The 26,772-nt window shown below is 73.4% G+C and carries 19 protein-coding genes; 9 read left to right on the forward strand and 10 right to left on the reverse strand.

Features of this window, described 5'->3' with window-relative positions; translation table 11 throughout:
- Positions 1 to 46 precede the first annotated feature (46 nt).
- On the forward strand, positions 47 to 634 hold the full coding sequence (locus tag ACOJVX_RS25525) for a TetR/AcrR family transcriptional regulator (protein ID WP_026417882.1): 588 nt from the start codon (positions 47 to 49) through the stop codon (positions 632 to 634).
- Between the two features lie 240 nt (positions 635 to 874).
- Here the strand turns inward: ACOJVX_RS25525 and ACOJVX_RS25530 are convergent, their stop codons facing one another.
- The 3 genes from ACOJVX_RS25530 to ACOJVX_RS25540 form a co-directional block, all read right to left on the reverse strand.
- The gene (locus ACOJVX_RS25530; protein ID WP_418154763.1) at positions 875 to 1,987 is read right to left on the reverse strand and encodes an NAD(P)/FAD-dependent oxidoreductase; all 1,113 of its coding nucleotides are present in this window, start codon (positions 1,985 to 1,987) and stop codon (positions 875 to 877) included.
- A gap of 74 nt (positions 1,988 to 2,061) precedes the next feature.
- Complete coding sequence (locus ACOJVX_RS25535; RefSeq protein WP_026417881.1) at positions 2,062 to 2,952, reverse strand: RNA polymerase sigma-70 factor; 891 nt, start codon at positions 2,950 to 2,952, stop codon at positions 2,062 to 2,064.
- Positions 2,953 to 3,073: 121 nt separating this feature from the next.
- The gene (locus ACOJVX_RS25540; protein ID WP_155886050.1) at positions 3,074 to 4,003 is read right to left on the reverse strand and encodes a hypothetical protein; all 930 of its coding nucleotides are present in this window, start codon (positions 4,001 to 4,003) and stop codon (positions 3,074 to 3,076) included.
- A 497-nt stretch (positions 4,004 to 4,500) separates the two neighbouring features.
- Here ACOJVX_RS25540 and ACOJVX_RS25545 point away from each other — a divergent pair, with 497 nt between their 5' ends.
- The gene (locus ACOJVX_RS25545) at positions 4,501 to 5,418 is read left to right on the forward strand and encodes a diguanylate cyclase domain-containing protein (protein WP_418154761.1); all 918 of its coding nucleotides are present in this window, start codon (positions 4,501 to 4,503) and stop codon (positions 5,416 to 5,418) included.
- A 1,367-nt stretch (positions 5,419 to 6,785) separates the two neighbouring features.
- On the opposite strand, the gene ACOJVX_RS25550 is transcribed toward ACOJVX_RS25545, so the two are convergent.
- On the reverse strand, positions 6,786 to 8,471 hold the full coding sequence (locus ACOJVX_RS25550; RefSeq protein WP_030227387.1) for a hypothetical protein: 1,686 nt from the start codon (positions 8,469 to 8,471) through the stop codon (positions 6,786 to 6,788).
- A 235-nt stretch (positions 8,472 to 8,706) separates the two neighbouring features.
- Entirely contained in the window at positions 8,707 to 9,738 is a 1,032-nt protein-coding gene (locus tag ACOJVX_RS25555; RefSeq protein WP_035275353.1) for a hypothetical protein, read from the reverse strand.
- Positions 9,739 to 10,101: 363 nt separating this feature from the next.
- On the opposite strand from ACOJVX_RS25555, the gene ACOJVX_RS25560 reads away from it, so the two are divergent.
- Positions 10,102 to 11,403 (forward strand): AI-2E family transporter, encoded by a 1,302-nt coding sequence (locus ACOJVX_RS25560; protein ID WP_211237466.1) that lies wholly within the window; start codon positions 10,102 to 10,104, stop codon positions 11,401 to 11,403.
- Between the two features lie 317 nt (positions 11,404 to 11,720).
- Here ACOJVX_RS25560 and ACOJVX_RS25565 read toward each other — a convergent pair whose 3' ends face one another.
- On the reverse strand, positions 11,721 to 12,920 hold the full coding sequence (locus ACOJVX_RS25565; protein ID WP_026417877.1) for a diguanylate cyclase: 1,200 nt from the start codon (positions 12,918 to 12,920) through the stop codon (positions 11,721 to 11,723).
- A gap of 373 nt (positions 12,921 to 13,293) precedes the next feature.
- Here ACOJVX_RS25565 and macS point away from each other — a divergent pair, with 373 nt between their 5' ends.
- The 3 genes from macS to ACOJVX_RS25580 all read left to right on the forward strand — a co-directional run bounded on the left by macS (position 13,294) and on the right by ACOJVX_RS25580 (position 15,945).
- Positions 13,294 to 14,454 (forward strand): MacS family sensor histidine kinase, encoded by a 1,161-nt coding sequence (gene macS, locus ACOJVX_RS25570; protein WP_245588713.1) that lies wholly within the window; start codon positions 13,294 to 13,296, stop codon positions 14,452 to 14,454.
- Positions 14,451 to 15,113: a response regulator gene (locus ACOJVX_RS25575; RefSeq protein WP_026417875.1), complete on the forward strand. Its 663-nt coding sequence runs from the start codon at positions 14,451 to 14,453 to the stop codon at positions 15,111 to 15,113. Before macS ends, ACOJVX_RS25575 begins: the two co-directional genes overlap by 4 nt.
- A gap of 244 nt (positions 15,114 to 15,357) precedes the next feature.
- Positions 15,358 to 15,945: a DUF1707 domain-containing protein gene (locus tag ACOJVX_RS25580; protein WP_051713233.1), complete on the forward strand. Its 588-nt coding sequence runs from the start codon at positions 15,358 to 15,360 to the stop codon at positions 15,943 to 15,945.
- 112 nt (positions 15,946 to 16,057) lie between these two features.
- On the opposite strand, the gene ACOJVX_RS25585 is transcribed toward ACOJVX_RS25580, so the two are convergent.
- Positions 16,058 to 16,981, reverse strand: a complete 924-nt coding sequence (locus ACOJVX_RS25585) for a sugar ABC transporter substrate-binding protein (protein WP_162147276.1) — start codon at positions 16,979 to 16,981, stop codon at positions 16,058 to 16,060.
- 338 nt (positions 16,982 to 17,319) lie between these two features.
- A complete protein-coding gene (locus tag ACOJVX_RS25590; RefSeq protein WP_030106380.1) occupies positions 17,320 to 19,518 on the reverse strand; it encodes an MMPL family transporter in 2,199 nt (732 codons plus the stop codon).
- Between the two features lie 141 nt (positions 19,519 to 19,659).
- On the opposite strand from ACOJVX_RS25590, the gene ACOJVX_RS25595 reads away from it, so the two are divergent.
- On the forward strand, positions 19,660 to 20,418 hold the full coding sequence (locus ACOJVX_RS25595) for a TetR/AcrR family transcriptional regulator (protein WP_081893599.1): 759 nt from the start codon (positions 19,660 to 19,662) through the stop codon (positions 20,416 to 20,418).
- A gap of 236 nt (positions 20,419 to 20,654) precedes the next feature.
- Here the strand turns inward: ACOJVX_RS25595 and leuS are convergent, their stop codons facing one another.
- Positions 20,655 to 23,564 (reverse strand): leucine--tRNA ligase, encoded by a 2,910-nt coding sequence (gene leuS, locus ACOJVX_RS25600; protein WP_026417872.1) that lies wholly within the window; start codon positions 23,562 to 23,564, stop codon positions 20,655 to 20,657.
- 316 nt (positions 23,565 to 23,880) lie between these two features.
- On the opposite strand from leuS, the gene ACOJVX_RS25605 reads away from it, so the two are divergent.
- On the forward strand, positions 23,881 to 24,396 hold the full coding sequence (locus ACOJVX_RS25605) for an SdpI family protein (RefSeq protein WP_245588711.1): 516 nt from the start codon (positions 23,881 to 23,883) through the stop codon (positions 24,394 to 24,396).
- Between the two features lie 78 nt (positions 24,397 to 24,474).
- Here the strand turns inward: ACOJVX_RS25605 and ACOJVX_RS25610 are convergent, their stop codons facing one another.
- Complete coding sequence (locus tag ACOJVX_RS25610) at positions 24,475 to 25,047, reverse strand: YqgE/AlgH family protein (RefSeq protein WP_026417870.1); 573 nt, start codon at positions 25,045 to 25,047, stop codon at positions 24,475 to 24,477.
- Positions 25,048 to 25,178: 131 nt separating this feature from the next.
- Between ACOJVX_RS25610 and ACOJVX_RS25615 the strand changes: the two genes are divergently transcribed.
- Positions 25,179 to 26,699 (forward strand): MFS transporter, encoded by a 1,521-nt coding sequence (locus tag ACOJVX_RS25615; protein ID WP_422647140.1) that lies wholly within the window; start codon positions 25,179 to 25,181, stop codon positions 26,697 to 26,699.
- The last annotated feature ends 73 nt before the right edge of the window (positions 26,700 to 26,772 follow it).

Consider the following 26,772-nt stretch of genomic DNA (forward strand, 5'->3'; position numbering starts at 1 on the left):
CTGTCACTTAACTGACATTTACTGGGAGGGGTGTTAGCGTTGCGCGGTGGCGGAGAGCAGGAACGGGCCCCTACGCGCGGACGCCAGGCGCAACCGGGCCGCCATCGTGGCCCAGGCCCGGGCGGCAGTGGAGGAACTGGGCAGCGAGGTCCCCCTGGAGCGGATCGCCAAGGACGCGCGGGTCACCGCGCGCACGCTGTTCCGGCACTTCCCCACCAAGGAGGACCTCCTCACCGCGGTGCTCGAGGACTACTTCTCCGAGCGGGTGGAACCGGTCCTGCGGCGCGCCGCCGCCGACGACGATCCACGTCGCGCGCTGGCCACCGCCCTGGCGGAGAGCACCGCCGTGTTCGTCGAGCACCCGAGGATCCTCGAACTGGTCGGGGGTGGTCGGGCCGCCGCCATCGCCAGCCGCTACCTGCGGCCCCTTGACGAGGTGTTGACCCGGGCCAGGCAGGCGGGCGTGGTGCGCGCCGACCTGACCCCGGAGGACTTCCCCTGCCTGGTCACCATGCTCGTCGCGAGCGCGGACCACGTCGGACGGGGCTGGTCGCGCTACCTCGCGCTCGTGCTCGACGGCCTGTCCCCGGAAGCTGCCAGCGCACCGCTGCCCCCGGCGCCGGCGCCGGCGTGACCCTCCGAGCCGCGGCGACCATCCGACCGGGAGGAGCCCCGACGCCCCTGGACCGGTCCTCGTGACGCCGACCGCCGTGCCGCCCCCCCTGGTGGGGACCCCGCCCGCGCCTCGGGCAGCGGAGGTGGTGGGCACGGCCCGGTGCCCACCGAGCGGCGGCGACGCCACCCACCTCCCGCCCGGCACCCCCGGGACCAACCGGCCGGACGCACCGCGAACGCGCCGCCCGAACGACCGTCGTCAGGCCCCGGCCAGCCACGCGGCGGCCCGAACCACCCTGTGCTTGATCCATGCGGCGGGTCGCCCCGTCAGCACGGCGCCCACGGGGCGACCGCCTCCCCGGAACAGCTGGACGACGGCGTTCCGACGGCCGAGAGCCACGTCCAGCCCGAGGTCACGGATGCGGGCTGGTCTCCCCGACCGCCGCCCCCGCAGGGTCCGTGCCAGGTCCACCGCGACGTAGCGGCCCATCGGTAGAGCGGCCTGGCAGGACATCCGCGTCTCCCCACCCGTCACCGTCGCCGCACTCGCGCTGTCCCCCACTCCGTACACCTCGGGGTGCGACACCGAACGCAGCCGCCCGTCCACGACGAGGCGCCCGCGTTCGTCGGTCCGCAGCGCCGAGCGCGCGGCGGGAGACGGCACCCGGAAACCGCCGGCCCACACGAGGGCGGTGCACGCGAGCCGCGCCCCCTCGGCCGTCACCACCCCGTCCCGCTCGACCGCCGTGACCCGCTGGTGCTCGCGAACCCCGACACCCAGCCGCGCGAAAGTCCGACGCAGGTGACGTCGCGCCCCGGGGGACAACCCGCCCCCCAGCTCCGATCGGGTCACCAGTTCGACCGACAGGTCGGGCCTGGCCTCCGCGAGTTCGGCCGCCACCTCGACACCCGTGGGCCCCGCGCCGACGACCGCCACCACCGCCCCACCCGGCAGCTCGTCGAGACGGGCCCGGAGGCGCCCGGCCCCCTCCGCGTCCGCCACGGCGAACCCGTGTTCGCGGAGCCCGGGCACGGCGTCGAGGTCGGCGGCACTGCCGAGCGCGTACACGAGCGAGTCGTAGGTGAGACTGCCTCGGCCATCCACCAGCGTCACCGCGCGGGCCTCGGCGTCGACCTCCGCCACCTCGCCCACGACGAACTCGACCCCGCTCCCGGCGAGCACGCGGGACAACGACTGCCCGGGCGGAATCCCCCGCGCCGCGAGCTGGTGCAGTCGCACCCGCTCAACGAACCGCTCGGACCTGTTGACCAACGTCAGGCGGACGTCGGAGCCCCGCAGCAGCCGGGCGGCGCGTCGAGCGGCCGTCAAACCCGCGTACCCGGCGCCCAGGACGACGATGTGGTGCGTCATGGTCGTACCCCTTTCCCTCACCCGGGATGACCAGGTGGGGGACCACGCCGTGACAGCAGCGGCGGTGACGTGCGTCACGCGAGCTGGGAGGCGACGAACCTCAGCTTCTCCGGGTTGACGACCACCCGCAGCGTGGTGATCCGCTGGCCGTCCGTGTCGGGGGACAGGACGGCGACGAGATCGTCCCCCCGCAGCAGGAGCACGCCGAGCTGGCCGTTCACCTCGGCGAACCGGGTGTGGAGGAGTGCGGCGTCCCGGTGCCCGGCGAGGCCGAGCACGTACCGCAGCACGGACTCCCGTCCCACCACTGGCCGGCGGGCGGCGGTCGTACGTCCCCCACCGTCCGACCAGGACACCACGTCCTCGGCCAGGAGCTCCTCCAGCCCCCGGACATCCCCTTCCGTGGCGGCCGTCAGGAAACGCTCCACGACCCTGCGGTGCTGGTCGGCGTCCGCGCCGAACCGACCCCGCTCCTCGGCGAGCCGAGCACGGGCCCTGCGGTGCAGCTGCCGGGACGCCGCCTCGCTGACACCGATGATCTCCGCGATCTCCCGGTGGGGGTGGCCGAACGCCTCACGCAGGACGAAGGCGGCACGTTCCGGGGGGGTCAGCCGTTCCAACACCACCAGCACGGCCATCGAGACCGACTCCCGCCGTTCCGCCGTCTCCGGTGGCCCCGGGACGTCGTCACCGGTGAGCACGGGCTCCGGGAGCCACGGACCGACGTAGCGCTCCCGCCTCGTCCGGGCGGCCGACAACTGGTTCAGGCACAGGTTGGTGGTGACCCGCGTCAGCCAGGCCGGGGGCGACACGAGGGCTCCCCGATCGGCCCCGAACCAGCGGAGGAACACCTCCTGCGTGATGTCCTCGGCTTCGGTGGCCGAACCCAGCATCCGGTAGGCCAGCCCGAAGATGCGGGGGCGCTGCTCCTCGAACACGGCCAGGTCCTGGTCACCGGTCCGCACGCGGAGATCGTAACCCGGCGTGGTCGGCGCCGGTCGTTCTTTCGGCTCCCAGGTGCGGGAGCGGGCCCGGTCCGCCAACGGCGCCCCTGGCCGGCGACGGCGCGTCCCCCGCGCCGCCCGGTCACCGGTTCGCGAACAGCCCGAGAACCACCAGCAGCGCGAGGACGCCGACGGGAACGAGTGCCGAGCGGCCGAGCCAGCGCCAGAACCACCGGCGCAGGGGGTTCCCCTCGGCGGGCAGCGACCGCAGGACCACGGCGGGCGAGGGACCGACCTTGAGGCGGAACCACAGCCGTTGCACCCGGAACCGGGGGAACCGCCACGCCGGCGCACCGGCTCCGGTGCGGAGCCGGCGGGCCAGGTGGTCCAGTTCCCGACGCCAACCGCGGATCCGGGCGGACCGGACGAAGGCGTCCTCGGAGAGCCGGCGGAGGGCGACCGACATCACCAGACCCCAGCCGACCAGCAGCGGTGGGCCAGCCACCAGCAGCCCGAGCGCTCCCCTCGGGGGGAGCGAGACGAGCACGAGCACGAAGACGAGCGCCACCAGGACGAGCCCGACGAGGACCGAATCGGGCTTCGAGGCCCGATGCCGCTGCTCGAAGGACGTGGCCCGCGTGTACCACGCGTCCATCCGGGCGTGGACCGCGTCGATGCGCGCCCAGTCCTGGGAGGCGCTGCCGCGTGGTGGCCGCGCCGCCCAGGTCGTCAGCTCGGCCTCCGCCGCGTTCCGATCCGCCACCGCCCGCCGGTACTCCGCCCCGACCGGACCGTGCCGCGCGGTCAGCGGGCGCAGCGTCGTCCACCACACCAGGGCGAGCAGCGCCACCCAGCCCACCACCACGAGACCCAACGTCGGCATGCCGGCGTCCCGCGCGGAGAACACCGCGACCAGGCCCACCACGACACCCAGCAGCGTTCCCACCAGTCCCGCGGCGAGGGAGCCCGCACCGACCGAGGTCAGGTGCCGCCAGGACACCGCGACCACCCGCTCGTCGAGTTCCCGGAGTCGGGCGAGTGCCGGCTCGTCCTCCACACCATCTCCCCTCACCGGACGTTCCACGGGGCCGCCACGATGTGGGACGCCGGCCCGCTCGACGCGGTTCCTCCGAGGACCCGGCCGTCCGGCGAGCGAGCCCGCACGCCGACGCGGTCCGCCCAGGCGACGGCACGGCCGGAACCGGACCGGGCCGCCGGGCGCGGCCCCTCCCCCGGGGCCGACCGCGAAGGGCTCGGCTTCCTCGGACGGCCACGTGGCTCCTCCGGCGAGGCCCGGCCGACAAGGCAAGCCTGATTAGCCCTTCAGTTGAAGAGTGCTACCCGATCGACTGATCGTCACCCGCGCGGTCGCGGCTGAACTGGGCAAAACCGGGAGACGCCGCGACTCCCATCCTGCTTCCGAGGACGTCCCCACGACGAACCAGCTACCCGTCGTCAACGGGGCAGCAGAATCCCACCCTTCCGAGTGGTAGCGGCGCGCTTGAACTGTTCGTGCTTCCGGGGGAAGCTCAGCCCCAGTGCTCCGTTCGGCGGAAGGTATGGGGCCACATGGGTGCCGTGGGGACGGCGGCACGGCGGGGGACCGGGACGGTCTGGGACGAGCTCGTCGCGGAACTACCGGTGGGAGTGCTGCTGGAGGACGAACGCGGCGACTTGATCGCCGCGAACGAGCTCGCCGGAGCCTTGCTCGGGTTGAGCCGCGAAAGGCTGCTCAACGGGAGGAGGCCGGCGGGTTGGGCGCTGCGTGACGATTCGGGAGCCCCGCTCCCGGACACCTCCGCACTGCTGACCCAGCTCCGCAGGAACCCCGGGACCCTGACGCTGCCCCTGGTCGTCCGGCACCGGGCCACCCCCGAGACGCGACTGATCGGCACCTACCACCTGGTGAGCCACCGGGGCCGCCCGGCGCTGCTGGTCCTGCTGCGCCCGGTGGACAGTCCCGGGCTCGGCGAGGACGTCGGCAGGGACCCGCTCACGGGTCTCCCCGGTCGCGCCCTGCTCTTCGACCGGCTGGAACAGGCGCTCGCCCGTGCCGACGTGCACGGGACCCTGGTCACCCTCGTCCTGCTCGACGTGCAGCAACTCGCGCTGTTCAACAGCAGGCACGGTTTCCAGCGGGGTGACGAGCTGCTGCACCTCATCGCGATGAGGCTCCGCACCGGGATGCGTCGCGACCACACCGTCGCCCGATACGGCAGTGACGAGTTCGCCGTGATCGCCGAACACCCCCGGGGCAACGGGGCGCCGATCGCACTCCGGGCCCGGGAGGTCGTCAGCCAGCCCACGCGGCTCGGTGGCGCCCGCCTGCGGCCCCGCCTCCGGAGCTGTTGGGTCACCGGGGACGGCTCGGCATCCGTGTTGGCCATGATGGCGAAGGCGGAGGAACTGCTGCGGGCGGAACCGCACGCCTGGCCCGTGCCACACCTCGCGGGCCGGCTGGAGCTGCCCGAGGTGGAGAGCGGCTGACCGGCTGGCGGCTCCAGGGCACCGCGACGTCGCGTGCCCCGGGCGGACGTCCGCGTCCCCGGCACGATCACCGAGCCGGGCCCGCTCCACCCGCCACCCGCCGAGGGACAGCCGACTCGGCTCGCCGCCGGCGGAGCAGCCGCTCGAAACCGGCCGCGCCGGCGGCGCGGCCCGCCCGGGGAACGGTTCGACCCCCTCGGTCAACACCCGGACCGCCCAGGCCGCCGGCGGCCCTGCCTCCTGTCGAGGCGGCCCCGGGCCGCCTGCACCCCGGAACACCAGCGAGGGCGGGGTACCCACCGACCGGGGGGCCGTCCGCCGCCGCGCACCACCATCCCGTGCCCGCACCGCCTGGTAACAGTGCCTCCCACCAACGGCCGGTACTCGCTGCTCCCGACAACACCGCGTGTTCGGGCAGTCCCTCCTGGATCGTCGCCGCTCCGCCCCTGGACTCCGGCGGCGGAGCCGGGGTGCGCGCCGGTCTGGGAGCCGGGAACGCGGCGCCCGACCGGGGCGCCGCTCCCGCCGGAGCGCCGGGAACCGTCGTCGACGTGGCGCCGACCAGCCGGGGGAGGCACCCATCCCTCCGCGACCTCCACCAACCCCGGCGGACCAGCGCGGATACGGGGGCTAACCGCAGGTGCCGGGAAGAGCCGGCGCTGCGGCTCCGACCGGAGGCGCACCAGGAGACGCGACCAGGTGGTGCGTGGCCACGGGGAGGCCTGGAGGACCTGGTGGCCGGGTGGTTCGCGCGAGGAGCGGCGCCGGGAACCCTCGACCCGGCACCGGGCGTGGGGCGGGACCCGCGAGGACCACCACCACCGCACCGCTCGCCCAACGCGCGGGGAGGCCGCCCAGCTCGCCTCCCCTGCCCCCCCCGGGAACACCCCCACCGCGCCCCCGGCCGACGTGCAGGGGCATCACCCTCGTCTCCACCAGCGCCGGAGGGTGGGCCGCCTGGCACCACGACGACCGCATCGGACGGAGGGCCGCCGGCTCCGGTGGCGAGTTCGGGGATGGGGGCGGGACGGCCCCCAGGCGAGCCCACCGGCGGTCGCCGGGCCCGTCCACGACGCTCCGACGAGCCCCGTGGGTGGCCGGTGGCAGCGAGGCCCGCCCGGGCGCGGCTGATCCCCGCCTCCCCACCGGACGACGGAGGCGGGCCCCGAGAGCGTCGCTCTCGGGGCCCGCCGGAATCGGAATCACCGTTCGCGTGGATCCGGTGGGAAGGTGCGGTCGGAGACCGGGGGCAACGGCCTCCGACCCGTCCTTCCCGAACCACCGACCGGGGCGACCGTCCGTGCTGGTCGACGCGTGCGCGTGGCGCCGCCCAACACGACCGACCGCGACTTCCCGGTCAGTACGGCTCAGCTCTGGGACAGCCGGCTGCTGCCCTCCTCGTCACCGGTCACGCTCCGCAGCAGGACTGCGGTGTCCAGCGTGCTCAACGCTGGAGCCTGGGAGGTACGCGGGGGAATCCGCACCGCGTCCATGTTGTTGAGGGCGTCGATCTGCACGGCGTCAAGCGCGCCCCGCAGGGGGAGGTCGCTGGTGTTGGCGACGGGCAGCCGCACTCCGGTCTCGTTGTTGCGGCCGGCGGGAGCCGTGGCGAGAGCCGTCCGCCGGGGCTGGTCAGCGCTCCCCAGCGAGGCGGGCAGCAGCTGCTCAGCACCCGAGATCTGGCCGACCTGGAGGTTCGGGCGACCCACGTTCAGGTCGGGGAGCCCGTCCAGGCCGAGCTTGTTGGTGGGCAGGATGTTACTCCGGCCCGCCACCTCGTCCTCGGAGTGCACCGCGGGCAACGCGACACCAACCGAGGTCAGGTCCGACAGGCTCGGCAGCCCGTTCTCCGAGTTCAGCTGGCCGATCTCCGGGAACTCGGGGAGTTCGGTGGGCAGCAGCAGCCCCCAGGACAGCGAGCGCAGCGGGTCGAGGATCGACAGCTCGGCGTCGAGGTCCTTGGTGAACTGGCCCAGGGCAGGGGCCGGAACGCTGCTCAGTTCACCGCTGCCGACCTCGGGCAGCACCGCCGCGTCGGTGGCCGCGACGCTCGGGAACTCGACCGTGGGCCGGTCGTCGACGAAGGGGTCGGCCTCGGTGCCCTCACCGGCGTCCCGGGCCCGCGGGGCGGCGGGTAGGGCCACTCCGGTGGCGTCGCCCAGCCCGGCGAGCAGTCCCATCCCGGGCAGCACGCTGGCCTTCGACAGGGCACTGGTGCGCACGAACTCGCTGATCTCGGGGATCCTCGGCAGCTCGCCAGCGTCGGGCAGCTGCTCGCCCCAGACGACCAGCGGGTCCCTGTCCTCGGTCTCCGGGTGGGCCTGCCCGAGCGCCGACCGGATGACCTCGGTGGGCACCCCGTTGAGGGTCAGCAGCGAACCGTCCGGCAGGACGGAGGTGGTGACGTCCTCCGAGTCCCGCTCCGAGTGCTCGACCCCCACTCCGGCTTCCTGGCCACGGGGGTCAGCGGCGAGGGCGGCCCGCACGTCGCGGAGCGACAGCTCCGTGGTCTTGGAGTTGTCCGCCGGCTGTTCGGGGGAGCCCGCGAAGATGTCACCGGCCAGCGCGCGGTAGAGCCCGCTGAACAACCGACCGCCCGGGAGCCCGTCCAGCGCCGCCGCGTCGGCGACGGGCCGCCAGTACTCGGCGGCCTCCTGGTGTTGGCTGTACTGGCTCTCGTCGAAGTGGTTCAGCGCTGCGTCGTCGGCAGCGGGCATGGCCATGTTCGTCCTGCTTTCGTTTCGGGGTGCACGGTCGTGGTCGGGACGGAGGTCGTCGGCGCCGTCGGTGGGAGACGGGGCGGTCGTGAGTGGCTCGATGACGTGCCGGGTGGACTGGCCAACGGCCGCCGCACCGGCCGGGGTAACCCGCCCCAGCGGCATCGTCACCTCGGCGGCGTTCTCACCGTGGGGCAGCGGGATCGTGCCGGTCAGTGGAGAGCTCGGCCGGTCGGGGCAGCACTCGGCCGCCGCCGCGGCACCGCCCTGGCCGACGATCAGCAGGCCGCTGGTGACGAGAGCTGCCTGCACGCCTCGCTTCGCCCAGGACTGCATGGGGGCTCCTTCCGTTTCGCTTACCCGAGGGGGAGTGGGTCAGGTAGTCGGACCAGTGCGCACCGTGAGGGGAAGTGGTCCGGCCACCCAGTTCGACGGGGCAGCGGCGGGAGAAGGCGCTCAGAGCGCGATGCCGCCTGCCCAGGGGGTGGTGGCTCGCGGACTCAACACGAAGGACCTCGCACAGGCTGGAGAACCAGCGCACCGCGGAGGGGTGCTGAATCCGCGCGAGGTGTCAGTCGGGGGTGACGCCGGGCTGCTCCGGCTGCTCCGCGGCGACGCCCTGCGCGATCGGCTGGACGGCGAGGCCGCTGGAGAGGAGCTGAGCGTTCACGGTCGGAACGACGTGGCCCAGCATGAGGGCACCCGGTCCGGACGGCGATGCGCTCGCCGAGGAACCAGCGGGGGCCGGGTGGGTCGCGGGGGCGTGGGACGCACCCCGGGGGAGCTTGGGTGAGGAGGTGTCCTGCTCACCGTGTTCCTGCTCGGCACCGTGGCCGAGGGGGGACGGGACGCCCGTGGCGCCCCAGGGGGACGTGGGATCCACGCCCACACCGGTCGAGGGACGGCTCGTACGGGAATCCGAGGGGCGGTCCTCCGCCTCCCGGGCCTCGTCGGTGTCGTCGTCCTCGTCCGGGCGGTCCTGCTCCGGGCGGTCGCCGAGCTGCTCCGAACCTTCGGCGCCCGTGCCCTGGCCGGGACCGGTGGCGTCCGTGGCGGGGTTCTCCTGGGCCGAACCGCCGCCAGGCAGCACCGCGCCCACGAGGCCGTCCTTGCCGATGGGCAGCGGGAGCAACCCGCCGTCGGACGCCCCGGTGGAGTCGTCGTGCTCGGCGTCGTCCCGCCCGCCGTGCAGCACGGCGTCGGAGAGCCGGTTCACCACGGAACCGACCGGCTTGACGACCCGGCCCAACGCGCTCTCCCGGCCGTCCTCCGCCGGCTCGCCCTCCTCCGGAGCGGCGTGCGCCGGCGAAGCCCCCTCGGGCTCACCGGCGACGAGGCGGCGAGGAGCACCGAGAGTGGCTCCCCCCAGTTCGTCGACCGTGCCGAGCACGGAGCGGACCGGCGGCGCCGCCGGGATCTCACGGAGAACTCCGACGAGGCTCCGGGGAGCGGGGTCCTTCTGGTCGGCGGCGGCGGTGCCGCTACCGAGGGTCCAGGCGATCGCCGTGGCGGCCAGCGTGCCCCCGGCGGCCAGCGCGGCACGTGACAGCAGGCGCCGGAAACGGCGGCCTCCTGATCCCGTGTGCTGGTCGGCGGCTGACAACTGGACCCTCCAGGTCTACCGGCGGGAGATGACCTGGGTCACTCTCCGGCGCGGCGAGAATCGGCACGACGTCAGGGAATTTCAGTCGATCCGGAGTGGACCGGCTGCGACACATACGTTACTCACAGCCATCGGCGGAATGGCAGCCCCGTCCGCAAAGATCACCGGACCGGATGACGCCGCGGGGCACCCGAGGCCCTCCACCAGGGGCGATGCCACCCGGGTCCGATCGGGAGGGGCGGTCGCGGGCCCGGCCGGCCCCGCTCGGCGGGCGGACCCACGACGGTCAGCGGGAGGTGGCGCGAGCGGCTTCCGGGGCGAACCCGCACCACCCGGCCCACCAGGACGATTACCGTAGCTGGGGTGAGTGAGGCGAAACAGGAAGCGCGCGTCGACCCCGGTCCCCCCGTCCCACGTCCCCTCCAGGTCGCGGCCGCTGTCTGCGGACGTCTCCTGGTGGTCGCCGCCGCCGTCTGGGTGGTGGCCTGGCTGATCGGCGCCTTCTCCGTCGTGGTCGTCCCGGTGGCGATCGCCCTGCTGCTCGCCGCCCTCCTCGCGCCGGCCGTCGACCGGCTCGTGCGCTGGGGGGTGCCGCGCGGGGTATCCACCGCACTGGTCATGGTGAGCGGGCTCGCGGTCCTCGCCGGGGTGCTCACCTTCGTGATCACGGCCTTCAGCACCGGTCTCCCCGACCTGGTGGACAAGGTCGTCGACAGCATCGAGACCATCCGGACCTGGCTGGTCGAGGGCCCGCTCCAACTCCAGCAGGACCAGATCGACGACTTCCTCGGCCAGCTCACCACGATGCTCCAGTCCAACCAGGACCTGATCACCTCCGGTGCCATCTCCACGGCCACCACCGTCGGCGAACTGCTCACGGGACTCCTGCTCGCGCTCTTCACCCTCATCTTCTTCCTGCACGACGGCGCCCGGATCTGGACCTACCTGACCGGGGTGTTCTCCGGGGCCACCCGGGAGCGCGTCCGGCTGGCGGGTGTGCACGGCTTCCAGTCGCTGGTGGGCTACGTGCGCGCCACCGCGCTGGTGGCCATCGTCGACGCCGTCGGCATCGGCATCGGCCTGGTCGTCCTCGAGGTACCGCTGGCGATCCCGCTCGCGGCGCTGGTCTTCCTCGGCGCGTTCGTGCCCATCGTCGGCGCCGTGGTGTCCGGTCTGGTCGCGGTCCTCGTCGCCCTGGTCGCGAACGGCCTGGTCACGGCACTCCTGGTCCTGGGCGTCGTCCTGCTGGTCCAGCAGCTGGAGGGTCACGTCCTGCAACCGCTGCTGCTCGGCCGGGCCGTCCGACTCCACCCGCTCGCCGTCGTCCTCGCGATCACGGTCGGAGTCGTGCAGGCGGGTATCGCCGGCGCTCTGCTCGCGGTCCCGCTGGTGGCCGTCCTCAACGCCGGGATCAAGTCACTGCGCCGCCAGGCCGAGAACCGGCCGGCCGAGGACGAGCCGGCGCCCCGGCTCAGCCTGCCCAAGCTGAGCCGGCTGAACCCGGCGAAGGCACGATCGGTCCTGCCCAACGTGCGGCGCCGGGGCAAGCCGAGTTCCTCCGGTCCCGGGTCGTCCGGTCCTGCTGGTGGGTCCGGCGGATCCGGCTCCTCGGAGGACTCGGGCGGTTCGGATCCGTCCGGCGGCCCGGCGAGCAAGGACAGCTGACCCCGGGAGCCCAGCCTGCCGTGCCGCCGGCCACGTCGGAACCCGTGACCCGCCTCGTCGGCTGGCATCCCGTCGCGGGGTGCGATCCCGGCGCGGGGTGGTCCGCCCGCCGAGGAGGCTGGGCTCCGTTCGAGGCCGGGTCGCGGGGCCGGTCCGGGAGGTGCGCGCGCCGGCCTCGAGCGTGCGCGGTCGGACGGCCCCCGGCGCCCCGCCGAATCCGGCAGCGGTGACCCGTCACCTCCTCGTCCCACGCGCCGGCCCGCCCATGCCACCCCCGCACCAGCGGGGGTCCGCCCGTCCACCCGATCGGGTCCGGCTCAGGCCATCGTCACCAGGTTCCGGCCGGCGCCCTTGGCGGAGAGGAGTGCGGCGTCGGCGGCCGTCAGCAGGCTGGACAGGTCGTAGCCGAACCGTTCCGAGGTGGCGACGCCGATGCTGATGGTGATGCCGTCCAGGTCGCGCCACTCGCCGTCCGCGCACGGCACCGGGACGCGCAGTTCGGCGACAGCGCCCCGCAGCGCCTCCGCCACCGCCCTGGCCTCCTGGGAGCCGGCGTCCTGGAGGAGCACCACGAACTCCTCACCCCCGAAACGACCGACCGCGTCCCCACGGCGAACGCTGCTGCGCAGGAGCAGCGCGACGGCGGCGAGCGCGGCGTCACCGGCGAGGTGGCCGACCTGGTCGTTGACCCGCTTGAAGTGGTCGATGTCGAGGAGGAGGAGCGCGACCGGGGTCCTCCTCGGGCGAGCGCGGGCCAGTTCGTCCCTGGCCACCCGGTCCCAGTGCACGGCGTTGGCCAGACCGGTCTTGGCGTCGTGCTGCGCGGACCGCCGCCAGTGCGGGAGTCGACCGACCTGGTCCAGCAGGGCCATCGGCGGGCCGACCAGCAGCGCGTAGGCCGCCCCGTGGGACATGGCGACGAGTCCCATCAGGCCGCCCAGGCACACCGCGACCACGCCGAGCACGATGTCGATCGGGTCACCGGCGACCGGGACCACCCCGGCGGAGGGGTCCCGCAGCCAGAACCCCACACCCACCAGCAGCGCCCGGGTGAGCACGAGGACGACACCCGCCAGGACGATGTCGTTGGGGCTGGCGGTGACGTCGTGCCACCCGACGAAGGCACGGGCGAGGAAGGTGGCCACCACGGTGGCGGCGGTGGTGAAGGCCCAGCGGTGCGGGGCTGGACGCGCGCCGAGGACTCCGTGCAGGGCCGGACCGAGCAGGAGGAGGACGACGAGGTTCAGCGGTAGCGTGAGCAGCCCGGCGAGGAGGTAGCAGCAGTGGATGGCCCACGGGCTGCGCTCCCGCTCGCCCCGGATGCGCCCGACCAGCCGGGTGCAGACGATGACCAGGGCGGCGGTCAACGCGATGGCACCGAAGCGGTGCAGCTCCTCGGGTTCCGGCCGTCCGGACGCGGCGACGGCGAGGACGCAGACGGCCAGCGCCACCGCCCAGACCACCAGCCAGTAGGCGAGCGCGCTCCACCGCAGGGACCACAGCTCCCAGTGACGCAAGCAGTCCTCCCGCGTGCTGAGGGTCGCGGGCGTCGCACGGCACGGCCCTCGTCGTCGGCGACCGACGTGGGCGCCCGGTCAGCTGGCGCCCGACGATGTCCGTCGCGGTGGCTGACGCCTCCGTCCCCTGCGGTCCGACACCGCTCGGTTGGAAAAACAGCCTGGCACAGTCGCGCGGCGGGCAGAAGGCCAACCGCCACCCGTCGCACGGTCGTCGCATCGACGTCGCGCACCGTGATCAGTTCGTGACCAGTGGGTGGCATCGGGTGGGCAGCCCGCCCGTTGGTCCGGTCGGCGGGGCGCGGCTGCTCCGCGAGAGGGATCGTGCCACCGCCCCGGATCAGGAGCCGCTTCACTCGGATAGGTTGCGACGGTGACTGTTTCCACTGGTGAACGCCACTCGCGGTTGCTCGGGCCGCTGTGGATCGCCGCCGTGATCCTCCGTGTCGTCACCCTGGCCTACGCGGTCGTCGCCTTCGCCGTCCACCGGGAGGGGTACGCGAACCAGGGCCTGGGGGCCGCGATCCTGGTCGTGATGGTGCTGTGGACCGGCGTCATCGGTTACGCGTACGTGCGGGGGCCCCGGTGGCGGGGCGCCGCGGCCTACGTGGACCTGGCGCTGACGAACGTCCTCGTGCTGTTGTCCCTGTTCGTGCTGAGCAGGGACCAACTCGACGTGCCCACCCCCTCGGTGACCACGGTCTGGGCCTCCGGCGCCGTGGTCGCGGTCGCGGTCCAGGGCGGGCCGTTGCGCGGTGTGCTGGCAGGGTCGTTGACCGCGCTGGTGAGCTACCTGATCCGGGGCTATGTGGACACCGACATCGCCAGGGACACGGTCATGCTCGTCGGGGTGGGCTTCGTGTTGGGCAACGCGGCGAGCACGGCCCGCGCGTCGGACGAGCGGTTGCGCCGCGCACTGCGGACCGAGGCCGCGACCGCCGAGCGGGAGCGGCTGGCCCGGATGGTGCACGACAGCGTGCTCCAGGTGCTCGCCCGGGTCAGGCGCCGTGGCGCCGACCTGGGCGGCGAGGCCGCCGAGCTCGCCCGGCTGGCGGGGGAACAGGAGATCGCGCTGCGCGCCCTGGTGACCACGGCTCCTCCCGAGTCCTCGGTGGACGGGGAGACCGACCTCGGCAGGGAGCTGCGGCTGTTGAACACCTCCCGGGTCGCCGTCTCGGTGCCGGCCACGCCCGTGGTACTGCCCTCGGCGGACACCTCGGAGCTGCTGGCGGTGGTCAGGGAGGCACTGGCGAACGTCAACCGGCACGCGGGGCCCACCGCGCGTGCCTGGGTGTTGCTGGAGGACCTCGGCGACGAGGTGGTGCTCAGCGTGCGCGACGACGGGCCGGGCATTCCACCTGGTCGGCTGGGGGCGGCCGCCGTGGAGGGCCGGATGGGTGTTTCACATTCCATGCGCCGTCGCGTGGAGCTGCTTGGTGGCAGCCTGGCGCTGGAGACGGCTGAGGGGGAGGGGACCGAATGGGAGATGCGGGTGCCAAGACGACAACCGGCGGGGAAGGAGAGGAGCAGGTGACCGACCCACCGATTTCCGTGATGGTGGTCGACGACCACCCCATCTGGCGCGGCGGAGTGGCCCGCGACCTCACCGAACGGGGATTCGAGGTCCTGGCGACCGCGTCGGACGCGGACGCCGCCGCCCGCATCGCCCGCACCGTCCGGCCGGCGGTGGTCCTGATGGACCTGAACCTGGGTTCCTCCTCGGGAGTGGACGCGACGAGGGAGATCACGACCGCGCTGCCGGAGACCCGGGTGCTGGTGCTCTCAGCGAGCGGGGAGCACAGCGACGTGCTGGAGGCGGTGAAGGCCGGGGCGTCCGGCTACCTGGTGAAGTCGGCCTCCGTGGAGGAACTCGTCGCGGCGGTGCGGCAGACGGCGGCGGGGGACGCCGTCTTCACCGCCGGCCTGGCCGGGCTCGTACTGGGGGAGTACCGGCGGATGGCGGCCTCGGGGGACAGCGGCCAGGAGGCCCCTCAGCTCACCGAGCGGGAGACCGAGGTGCTCCGGTTGGTCGCGAAGGGACTGACGGCGCGGCAGATCGCCCGGCGGCTGGTGATCTCGCACCGGACGGTGGAGAACCACGTGCAGTCGACGTTGCGGAAGCTCCAGCTGCACAACCGCGTCGAACTCACCAGGTACGCGATCGAGCACGGTCTGGACCGCGACCCCGACTAGGCACGCGCTCGACTCCGGGACGGGCACGCCTCGGGGGACGAGCGGGGAGGAGGGCTCCGGGGCGGCGAGGTCCCCGGGGCTCGTGGACCACCGCGGCCGGCTGGCGGCGGGACGCGCAGCGGCTCCCCGGGTTCGTGGTCGGTGGGGAGCGCGGGCACGACGAGCGATGCGGCGGGGTTCGAGCGCCCATGTTTCCGCCGGAAGACCAGCACACCGGCCCCGGCGGTGTCCTACCCTGGTGAGGGTGACGGCAACGAATCCAGTCGCACCGAGATACCTCCGGGTCTCCGACGCGGAACGGCAGCACGTCGTCGGTCTGCTGCAGAAAGCGATCGGGCTTGGCCTGATCGACCTCGACGAGTTCACCACCCGCACCGACTCCGCGCTGACGGCGCGCACGCGGGGTGACCTCAACTCCCTCCTGGTCGACCTCCCCGGCCTCTCCCTGCGGGCCGGCGCGGAGGAGCCGGAGTCGATGACGCTCTCCAGCCACGGCTCGAGCCTCGTCCGGGAGGGCCACTGGCGGGTACCGACGGCGCTCCGCGTGGAGAACCAGGGCGGCGTCGTCCGCCTCGACTTCACGCAGGCCGAGTTCGCGGGGGAGACGGTCCTGATCACCGTGGCGATGCGGCACAGCCACCTGGTCCTGACCGTTCCGGAGGGCATCGCCGTGCAGGACGAGGTGACGTCGAAGCACAGCGTCGTCCGGCTGCGGGACCTCGCGCCAGCCTCGGCCTTCGGGCGCCGGATCGTGCTGCGGGGCGAACTGGTCCACAGCAGCCTGCGGGCGGGACGGCCCGGCCGCAGGTGGTCGCTCCTCGGTCGTCGCTGAAGGGCGGCCGCACCCGGGGCAGCCGACCGACCACCCGAGGGCGTCGCCGCGGTCTCCCCGATGGCCGCCTCGGACGCCCCGTCCGCCTCGCCAGGGCCGGTTCCCGGGGCGCTCAGCCGGCGGCGGCGTTCTCCCGGTCCACCAACACGTGATCCACCAGGACCCGTTCCGCCGGCTCGTCCTCGGTGAGGACGCGGACGGCGTGCCGGACCCCCGCACGTCCCAGTTCCCCTGGTTGTTCGGTCACCGTCGCGGTCAGCGTCCCCTCGGCGAGGGCGGCCCGGGCCTCGTCACCGCCACCGAAACCCAGGACGAGCACGTCCCGACCGGCGCGGTCCCCGAGCGCGTCGAGGGCGCCGAGCGCCATCTCGTCGGTCTCGGCGAAGATCGCGACCAGGTAGGGATGCGCGTCGAGGAGCTCGGTGGTGCGCTCGGCTGCCCGGTCCCGGTCGTACCCGGCGGCGCGCTCGGCGATCAGGGTGACCTCGTCGCGCTCGGCGAGGGTCTCCTCGAAACCGGTGAAGACCTGCTGGCTGGCCGTGGTGTCCGGCACGCCGCGGAGCACGGCGACCTCGCCGATCACGCCGGTCCCCAGGACACCGCGCGCCGCCACCCGCCCCGCCTGCTCGACGTCGGGGAGCACGGCGGCGGTGGTCGTCTCCAGCGATCGGTTGAGGGTGATCACCGGGACGTCCTCCTCGGCGGCCCGGTCGAGCACGGGGGCGAGGACCGACGGGTCCAGCGGGTCGAGCAGGACCGCGTCCACGCCCTCCGCCAGCAGGTCGGCGAACCCCTCGGCCTGCCGCCCCGGGTCGGGTTCGGCTCCCACGTCGGCGGTCACCACCTCGACGCCGGTGTCCGCCGCGGCGGTCCGCACTCCCTCGGCGAGGGCGGTCGCGGTGGCGGTGTCCCCGCCGGTCGCCACGAAGCCGACGCGCAGCCCCTCACCCGGCAGTGGTTCCGGTTCCACGGGTTCGGGGGAACACCCGGTGACCGCCCAGGCCACCGCCACGGTCGCCACCGCCGTACGTCGCACGAGAACTCGACCCCTCTCGTCGGGACACCTGCCGCCTGATGGTGGCACAGGCCGGCTGCCGGCCGGCGGGGGCTGGAGCCCAACGGTCCCCACGCGGCGCTCCTGGCGGGGTCGGCCCGGGGCACCCGCGCCGGTGGTGATCCCGGGGCCCGGGTCCGGACGTCCACCCGACGACGTCGGAAGGGGGAGCGGCCCGTGGTCCGTGACCCGGTGCGGATTTCCCACGGGTTCCCGGGAGCCGACGGCCGCTCCGGCACGTCAATAGACGGAGACGGGCCGGCCCGGCCGCTGGGGGTGGCCGGGCCGGCCCGTCTCCGTGGCTCGCGGGCGGCCGGGAGCTAGGCGGCACCGCCGCCGTCGGCGCGCCGCTCGGCCGCTCCGCCACGCGAGGGCTCCGGCTCGTCGCCACCCTCGTGGATCCCGACGCGCTGCTGGAGGCGGCGCAGCGGTCCCGGCGCCCACCACCCCGCGTTGCCCAGCAGCTTCATCAGGGCTGGGACGAGCAGCATCCGCACGATGGTCGCGTCGAGGGCCAGCGCCAGGATCATCCCGACGCCGATGAAGCGCATCATCTGGAGTCCGGAGAAGGCGAAGGCGCCCGTGACGACGATCAGCAGCAGCGCCGCCGCCGTGATGACGCGTCCGGTGCGGGCCAGTCCGGTCCGCACCGCCTCCTCGGTGGTCGCCCCGTAGGAGCGGGCCTCGACCATCCTGCTGAGCAGGAAGACCTCGTAGTCCGTCGACAGCCCGAAGACGACGGCGGCCATCAGCACGATGATGCCCGCCTCCATCGGCATCGGCGTCACGCCGAGCAGGCCGGCACCGTGGCCGTCGACGAACACCCAGGTGAGCACGCCGAAGGTGGCCGAAAGGCTGAGGACGCTGAGCAGCACCGCCTTGATCGGCAGCAGCACCGAGCCGAAGGCCAGGAACATCAGCACGACCGTGGCGCCCACGATGAGCAGCGCCATCAGGGGCAGTTGTTGACCGACGGCGTCGAGGCTGTCGAGGTTCAGGGCGGTCATGCCACCGACCAGGAGGGTGGAGCCGGCCGGCGGTTCGAGGGCGCGGATGTCGCGCACGGCCTGGTTGGCCTCGTCGCCGAAGGTGTCGCCGACGGGCTGGGCGGTGAGGACGACGACGCCGCCGGCCGCTCCGGAGGGCTGTACGCCCTCGATACCGCCGACCTCGTCGACCTGGGCGACGAACTGGCCGATCGCGGCCTCGTCCGGCGGGGTGTCCCCCTCACCCTGGATGACGATCTCGATGCCGTCACCGGAGGTGAAGGGGAAGTCCTCCTTGAGCGTCTCGACGGCCACCCTGGCGGCGTCGCCCTCGGGCAGGATCCGCTCGTCCGGCTGACCGAACTGGGTGGACAGGAACGGGGCACCCAGCAGGACGAGACCCGCGACGATCGGCACCGCGATGAGGGTGGGGCGGCGCATCACGCGGTCGGCGAGCCGTCCCCAACCGTCGCGCTCCGGGCGCTTGGGCCGGCGTTCGGCGCGCTTGCGCCAGGGCATGGGGAGTGCGTCGACCTTCGGCCCGAGCAGGGCGAGCATGGCCGGCAGCAGGGTCAGGGACACGACGGCGGCGAAGCCGACGGCGCTCATCCCGCCGTAGGCGAGGGACTTGAGGAACTCCTGCGGGAAGAGCATCAGGCCGGCCAACGCGATGACCAGCAGGGTGGCGGAGAACGCGACCGTCCGGCCGGCGGTGCCGATGGTGCGGCGCACCGCGTCGGCGGTGGAGCGCCCGGCGGCGATCTCCTCCCGGAACCTGCCGACGACGAAGAGCCCGTAGTCGATCGCCAGCCCCAGGCCGAGCAGGCTGGCGACGTTGACCGCGAAGACGTTGACGTTGGTGAACAGCGAGATCAGGTGGAGGAGGCCGAGTGACCCGAACACGGCGAGGCCGCCGACGAGCACGGGCAGCGCGGCGGCCACAACGCCACCGAAGACCACCAGCAGCAGGATCAGCACGATGGGCAGGGAGACGATCTCGGCGCGGATGAGGTCCTGTTGGGCGCGTTCCTCGATGGAGTGCTCCATCGGGATGCCGCCCGCGATGTCGCCGCGCACTCCCTCGACGTCGAGGAGGTCCCTGATCTCGTCGTAGGAGCCCATCTTGGCGTTGGCGTCCTCGCCGGCCAGGCCGACGATCGCCAGGGCGCGTCGCCCGTCCTCGCCGCGCAGCTGCGGGGCCATGGTCTGCCAGTAGCTGGTGACGCTGGTGACGGCGTCGGGGGGCAGCTCATCCAGGGCGTCGGTGATCCGGGCCCCGAACTCGGGGTCGTCGACGTCCGACCCGGCGGGGGCGGTGTACACGACGATGACGTCGCCGGCCTGCCCGTTCAGGGCCTCCTCGGCGAGGTCGCTGGCCAGCACCGCCTCGCTGTTCGGGTCCTCGTAACCGCCCTGCCCCAGCTTCCCGAAGACCCCGGTTCCCCAGACTCCTCCGGCGACCGTGATCACCAGAACGGTGATCAGGATCGCCCACCGGCCACGGAACGCCGTGACCCCCCACCTCGCGAACACGTGTTCTCCTCCACCAGTCCTTGCACGGTCGGCGCGCCGACATCCACTGGTGTGAACGGTGTAAACTCAGTTAACGCCGTTCACCCATTCGAGCAACGGTACGGCTGAGTAAACGGTGTTTACAACCCAGAAGGGTGAGGTATGTCGGGGGTCACACGTCGAGGGCGCGCACGTTCCGCGACCGAGCGGGAAATCCTCACCCAGGCGAGGGAACTACTTGTGCGGGAAGGTCGAGAAGCCGTCACGCTGCGCGCCATAGCCCGCAACCTCGGCATGACCGCGCCGGCCCTCTACCGGTACTTCCCGTCCCGGGAGGAACTGCTGCACCGACTGGTGGAGGAGATCTGCTCCGACCTGGCGGAGGTCATCACCGCACGCGCGCGCGCCGCGGACACCGGCGAGGAGATGGGAGCCGTGCTCACCGTCTGCCGGACCTTCCGGGGCTGGGCGCTGGCGCACCCCACCGAGTTCGAACTCGTCTTCGCCTCGCAGCAGGCCGTCACCGACGCTCCCACCGACGGCCCGACCTCCCGCGACCAGTTCGGTTCGATCTTCCTGCGGGTGATCGCCGGGCTGCCCGACTTCGAGGACGAGGAGCTGACCCACGCGGACGACGAGGCGTTCCCGGAGCCGATGCGGGACGAGTTGGTCGCCTACCGGCGGGAGATGGTGGCCTCACTGGGCGAGCTGGGCGTGGAGACCACCGAGGAGCAACTCACCCTCAGCGCCGTGTACCTGATCCTGCGCTGGTGGAGCCGGCTCTACGGTCACGTCGCGCTGGAGGTCTTCCAGCGGTTCCCCTTCACCGTCTCCAACGCGGAGCTGCTGTTCGAGTCGCTGCTGGCCGAACTCGTCGCCGAGGCGAGCAGCGGCGGGGCCTGCCAGGCACGGACGCGCTAGACGACCCGGAGCAGCACCCGAACCCCCTCGGATGACCCACCCGGCCGGTGCCGTCCGCGCACCACCCCGTCGCTTCCGCCCCGACGACCCGTCGGTCGAGCTGACGAGGTCGCGCCCGGCCGCCCAGGCGGCGACCGGACCGCCTCGCCAACCACCGGCGGAGCGACCGGACCACCACGCCGCCCCGGCGCGCGCGGGCCGGTCGCCCACCTCGAACGACCGGCCCGCCCGTCGGCTCAGACGACGATGTTCACCAGGCGCCCCGGCACGACGATGACCTTGCGCGGGTCACGCCCCGCGACCACCGCCTGGATGCGCTCCTCAGCCAAGGCCGCCGCCCGCACCGCCTCCTGGTCGGCGTCCGTCGGCACCGTCACCCTGGCCCGCACCTTGCCGTTGACCTGGATGGGGTACTCCACGGTCTCGTCGACCAGGAACCGCTCATCGGCGACCGGGAACGGGCCGTGGGCCAGGGACTCGGCATGCCCCAGCCGCGACCACAACTCCTCCGCCACATGCGGGCAGAGCGGGGCCAACATCAGCACCAGGGCCTCCACCACCTGACGCGGCGTGCCGGTCGAATCGCCGTACCTCTTCGTGAGGTGGTTGTTCAACTCGATCAGCTTCGCCGCCGCCGTGTTGTAGCGCAGCCCCACGTAGTCCTCGCGGACCCCGGCCACCGTCCGGTGCAACAGCCGCGTGGTCTCGTCGTCCGGCGCGTCCTCGGTGACCCTCGGCGCGCCCGTGGTCTCGTCGACGACGTTGCGCCACACCCGCTGGAGGAAGCGGTAGGCACCGACGACGTCCTTGGTCGCCCAGGGGCGGGAGATGTCCATCGGCCCCATCGACATCTCGTACAGCCGCAGCGTGTCCGCGCTGTAGGCGTCGCAGATCTCGTCGGGGGAGACGGAGTTCTTCAGGCTCTTGCCCATCTTCCCGTACTCCTGGGTGACCTCCTGGTCCTTCCAGAAGTAGCGGCCGTCCCGCTCCTCCACCTCCTCGGCTGGCACGTACACGCCGCGCGAGTCGGTGTAGGCGTAGGCCTGGATGTAGCCCTGGTTGAACAACCGCCGGTAGGGCTCCTCCGAGGACACCTCACCCAGGTCGTACAGCACCTTCTGCCAGAACCGGCTGTACAGCAGGTGCAGCACGGCGTGCTCCACCCCGCCGATGTACAGGTCCACCCCGCCGGTGTCCCGGTCCCCGTGCTCCCCGGGACGCGGACCGGTCCAGTACCGCTCGTTCACCGGCGAGCAGAAGGTCTCCTGGTTGTTCGGGTCGATGTAGCGCAGCTGGTACCAGCAGGAACCGGCCCAGTTCGGCATCGTGTTGGTGTCCCGCCGGTACTTCCTCGGCCCGTCCCCGAGGTCCAGCTCCACCTCCGCCCACTCCTCGGCACGCCCGAGCGGGGCGAACGGGTCGCTCTCCGCGTCCTCCGGGTCGAAGGTCTTCGGGGAGTAGTCGTCGACGTCGGGCAGCTCGACGGGCAGTTCGCTCTCCGGCAGGGCGATCGGCTCACCGTCCTCGTCGTAGACGATCGGGAACGGCTCACCCCAGTACCGCTGGCGGGAGAACAGCCAGTCCCGCAGCTTGTACTGCACGGTCCGCTCGCCGTGCCCCCGCTCGACGAGCCAGGAGATGACGCGCTCCTTCGCCTCGGCGACCTCCAGGCCGTCCAGGTCCACCGAGGACGGGTGGGAGCTGTTGATCGCCGGCCCCTCACCCGTGTAGGCCTCACCGTCGAAGCCCTCCGGCGGTTGGACCGTCCGCACCACCGGCAGGTCGAACGCCGAGGCGAAGTCCCAGTCCCGCTGGTCCTGCCCGGGGACGGCCATGATCGCGCCGGTGCCGTAACCCATCAGCACGTAGTCGGCGACGAAGATCGGGAGGCGGCCGCCGGTCACCGGGTTCACGGCGTACGCGCCGGTGAACACGCCCGTCTTCCGCCGGTTCTCCTGCCGTTCCAGCTCCGACTTGCGGGAGGCCGTGAGCCGGTAGGCCGCCACCGCCTCGGCCGGGTCGGCCGCGCCCCCCGTCCAGGACTCCGGGGTCCCCGCCGGCCACCCCGCCCCGATCAGGGCGTCCACCAGCGGGTTCTCGGGAGCCAACACCAGGTAGGTCGCGCCGAACAGCGTGTCCGGCCGCGTCGTGAACACCTCGATGCGCTCACCGACCCCGTCGACGGAGAAGGAGACCCTGGCCCCTTGGGAACGGCCGATCCAGTTCCGCTGCATCGCCTTGACCTTGTCCGGCCAGTCCAGCCGGTCCAGGTCGTCGACCAGCCGGTCGGCGTAGGCGGTGATCCGCATCATCCACTGCCGCAGGTTGCGGCGGAACACCGGGAAGTTGCCGCGCTCACTGCGGCCCTCCGCCGTCACCTCCTCGTTGGCCAGCACCGTGCCCAGCCCGGGGCACCAGTTGACCGGCGCGTCCGAGACGTAGGCCAGGCGGTACTGGTTCAGGACGCGGCGACGCTCACCAGCCGACAGCTCCGCCCAGGCGCGGCCGTCCGGGGTCTCCCGCGCACCCGACTCGAACTCGGCGACCAGCTCGTCGATGTGCCGCGCCCGTCCCTGACCGTCGTTGCCGTCCGGGTCGTACCAGGAGTTGAAGATCCGCAGGAAGATCCACTGGGTCCACCGGTAGTAGCCGACGTCCGTGGTGGCGATGCGGCGGCGTTCGTCGTGGCCCAGGCCGAGGCGCTGGATCTGGGCCAGGTACCGCTCGATGTTCCGCTCGGTGGTGATCCTCGGGTGCTGCCCCGTCTGCACCGCGTACTGCTCGGCGGGCAGGCCGAACGCGTCGAACCCCATGGTGTGCAGGACGTTGCGCCCCAACATGCGGTGGTAGCGGGCGTAGACGTCGGTGCCGATGAACCCGAGCGGGTGGCCGGTGTGCAGGCCGGCCCCGGAGGGGTAGGGGAACATGTCCTGGACGAAGAGCTTGTCCACCGGGACCGCTCCCTCCCCGTCCGAGGGGGCGAGGTCACCCTCCGGGTTCGGCGCGTGGAACGTGCCGTTGGCCGCCCAGTGCTCCCGCCAGCTGGCTTCCAGCTCGGCGGCCAGCCGAGGGGTGTAGCGGAACGGCGGCGCGTCACCGTCCCCGCCGGCCCCGCGCGCGGCGGTCTCCGAAGTCGCCTCACTCATCGCTCTTCCTTCCCTCCGGTCACCCGTTCGATCGCCGGCCGCGGCACCTGCCAGGGCCGCGCCATCCCCCGAAAACACGAAACCCCCCATCCCGGGAGGGCATGAGGGGTGGCCGCGCTGGCGCGTTCGCGACGCTCAGCGCGGCTGTGTAAGGAGCAGGCGACCCATGCTCACGTCGTCAGGATAGCGGATCGCCCACCGCCACCCGGCCCTCGCCAGCACCGGCGCCGTTCGGACGGGTCCGGCGTGGTGGCCTGGAACACCGGATCCCGGGGTAGCGGGAGGTGGCTGACCTGCGCCGCTTACCCTCAACCAGGTGACGACCGTGCTGGAGTCAGGACAGGTTCTCGCCGCACAGGCGGAGGCGGGGGGGATCACCGTTCCTCGCATCCTCCTGATGCTGGTCATGGTGGCCGCCGGCGTCGCCGTCGGCTTCGTGGGTCTGCGCGGCCTCCGGGAAGCCCTGCCGAAGAACTCGTGGGCGGGTGTGCAGACACCCGCGACGATGCGCAGCGACGAGGCCTTCCGGGTCGGCAACAAGGCCGCCGGTCTCCCCCTGCTGGTCGCCGGAGCGGTGTTGACCGTGCTCGGCGCCCTGGTGCCCTTCGCCACCGGCACCGCGACCGTGGTCACCCTCGGCGTGGTCGGCGGGCTGGGCGGGCTGGCGTTGACCGCCGCCGGCTGCCTGCTCGGCCACCAGGCGGCGTCCCGGGTTCCCGCGCCCAAGCCGCAGGGCCGGCGACTGGGCTGTTCCGGTCAGTGCTGCGGCGACAGCGCGTGCGGCGTGGCCAGCGCGCTCGGTGGCAGGGCCACCCCGGGCGCCGCGGGCTGAGGCGGGACGCCGCCGACCGTCCCCCCGCCGACGCGGTGCTTCCCCAGTCTGAGCCAGGACGTCGGGTGCGCGGCGCGTTCAGTTGCGGCGGGGGTCCGAGGGGTGGGTGGCCAACAGCGCCAGCGGCATCGGTTGCCGCCGGAGCACCCGTCCCCACAGGTCGTCGTTGGGTGGGGCCAGGATGTCGTCCGGGAGCGCGGGGACCACGATCCAGTCACCGCGCTCGATCTCACCGGCCAGCTGGTCGCTCTCCCAGCCGGCGTACCCGGCGAAGACGCGGAGCCCCCGGATCACTCCCGCGAACGTGTCAGGGTCGTGGTCGAGGTCGACCAGTGTCACCGGGCTGCGCACCGAGATCGTGCCGGGGACCTCGGACACCCGGACGCCGGTTCGCAGCGCCGCCAGGCACAGCGCCACCTTCTGCTCCACCGGCCCCCCGAGGAAGACCGCTCTCGGCCGGGTGGCGTACGGCCCCCAACTCGGCAGCACGTCCCGAAGCGCGGTCTCGCTCGGACGGTTCAGCACGACGCCCAGCGTTCCCTCGCCGCGGTGTTCGATGACGTAGACCACGGTTCGGCGGAAGTTCGGGTCGGAGAGACCGGGCGAAGCCACCAGCAGCGTGCCGGGTTCAACCTCGACGTCAGGTCGCACTCCACCATGATTTCACCTGGCCGTCGTCCCGAACAGCCGGTACCACCCGCCCGCTTCCCCGGCGGACCCACTCGTCGGTGTCGGGCGTCGCGACCCACGCGGGACCGAGGTCGTGACTAGGCTCGGCAACCGTGAACGCCGGTGCCGACCAGAGCGACCCCACCCCACCGAGCACCACCGGTGGTGTCGAGCCCCGGTCGCCCGGCGGCACCCGGCTGCTCATGATGTTGGTCCGCACCCGGGCCGGGTTCCGCAGGCTGTTGATCAGCCGCTTCACCGCGCAGTGGGGCGACGGGATCTTCCAGGCCGGTCTCGGGAGCGCCGTCCTGTTCAACCCGGAGCGGGAGGCCGACCCGGCCGTGGTGGCGGCGGGCCTCGCGGTCCTGCTCCTGCCCTACTCGGTGGTCGGCCCGTTCGCCGGAGCGCTGCTGGACCGGTGGGACCGCCGACGGGTGTTGCTGACGGCCAACCTGGTGCGCGGGGCACTGATCGTGCTGACCTCGGCCGCGGTCGCGGCGGGCGTCGCCGGGGCGCCGCTGTACGCGGGTGCCCTCCTCGTGATGGGGGTCAGCCGGTTCGTCGGGGCGGGCCTGTCGGCGTCACTGCCGCACGTGGTGGCGCCGGGGGAACTGGTCCCGGCGAACGCGGCGGCGACCACGCTCGGCGCGGCCGTCACCGCCATCGGCGCCGGTTCCGCCATCGTCCTCCGGGAGGTGCTGGGCGCGGGCGACGCCGGGTCCGCGCTGGTCACCGTGATCGCCGCCGCCGGCTCGCTGGTCGCGGCCCTCGTGCTGGTCGGTTTCAGCCGCGGGGCTCTGGGCCCCGGCCACGAACCGACCGGGACCTCCGCCGCCGACGACCGCGTCGACCCGCCCCCCGCCGGGGCCGCCGCCAGGCCGGGCCTGTTGGCGACGCTCGCCGCGGTGGCGGGCGGCCTGCGCGACGGAGGGCGGACCGCGTTGTCGGTGCCCTCCGTCACGGCGGGGTTCCTGGCGTTGATCAGCCATCGGGCCGCGTTCGGCGTGGTAACCCTCACCGGGCTGTTGCTCATGCGGCACGGTTTCACCGACCTCGGGCCGTTCCGGGCGGGACTGCTGGGCGTCGGCCAGGTCGTGGGGGCCGCCGCCGCCGGGATCGTCGTGGGGGCGCTGCTCACCCCCCGGCTCGTCGCGAGGCACGGTGCGCGAGGAGCCGTGCGCGGCGCCCTGCTCGGTGGAGCGGCGACCATGCTGCTGCTGGGCATCGTGACGACGCTCCCGACCCTGCTGCTCGCGTCGTTCCTGGTGGGGCTCGCTGGCCAGGTCGTCAAGCTGTGCGCCGACGCGGCCGTCCAGCGGGACATCGTCGACGAGCACCGGGGTCGGGTCTTCGCGTTGTACGACACCCTGTTCAACGTCATGTACGTGGCCGCGATCGCCGCGGCCGCCACGGTCGCCCCGCTGGACGGGCGCTCGCCCGCCCTGCTCTTCGCCGCCGCGGGGCTGTACCTGCTGGGGCTGGTGGGACACGGGATGGCCAGTCGTCGGGCACCGGAGGACGGCCCGGGAGGGGGCGGTTCGGCCGGCGGAGCGGTCGAGGCGGGCGACCCCGCGCCCGACGAACGGGACGGCGACCGGGGGCCGGAGTCCTCCGCCCCGCGCCCCACGAGCTGACCCGAGCCCCCCGCCCCGCACCAGCGCCCGTGCGGGCGCCCTACGCGGCCCCGTGCCCACGTCAGGCCGCCGG

This window comes from Actinoalloteichus caeruleus (assembly GCF_049311605.1).
Lineage (GTDB): Bacteria > Actinomycetota > Actinomycetes > Mycobacteriales > Pseudonocardiaceae > Actinoalloteichus_B > Actinoalloteichus_B caeruleus.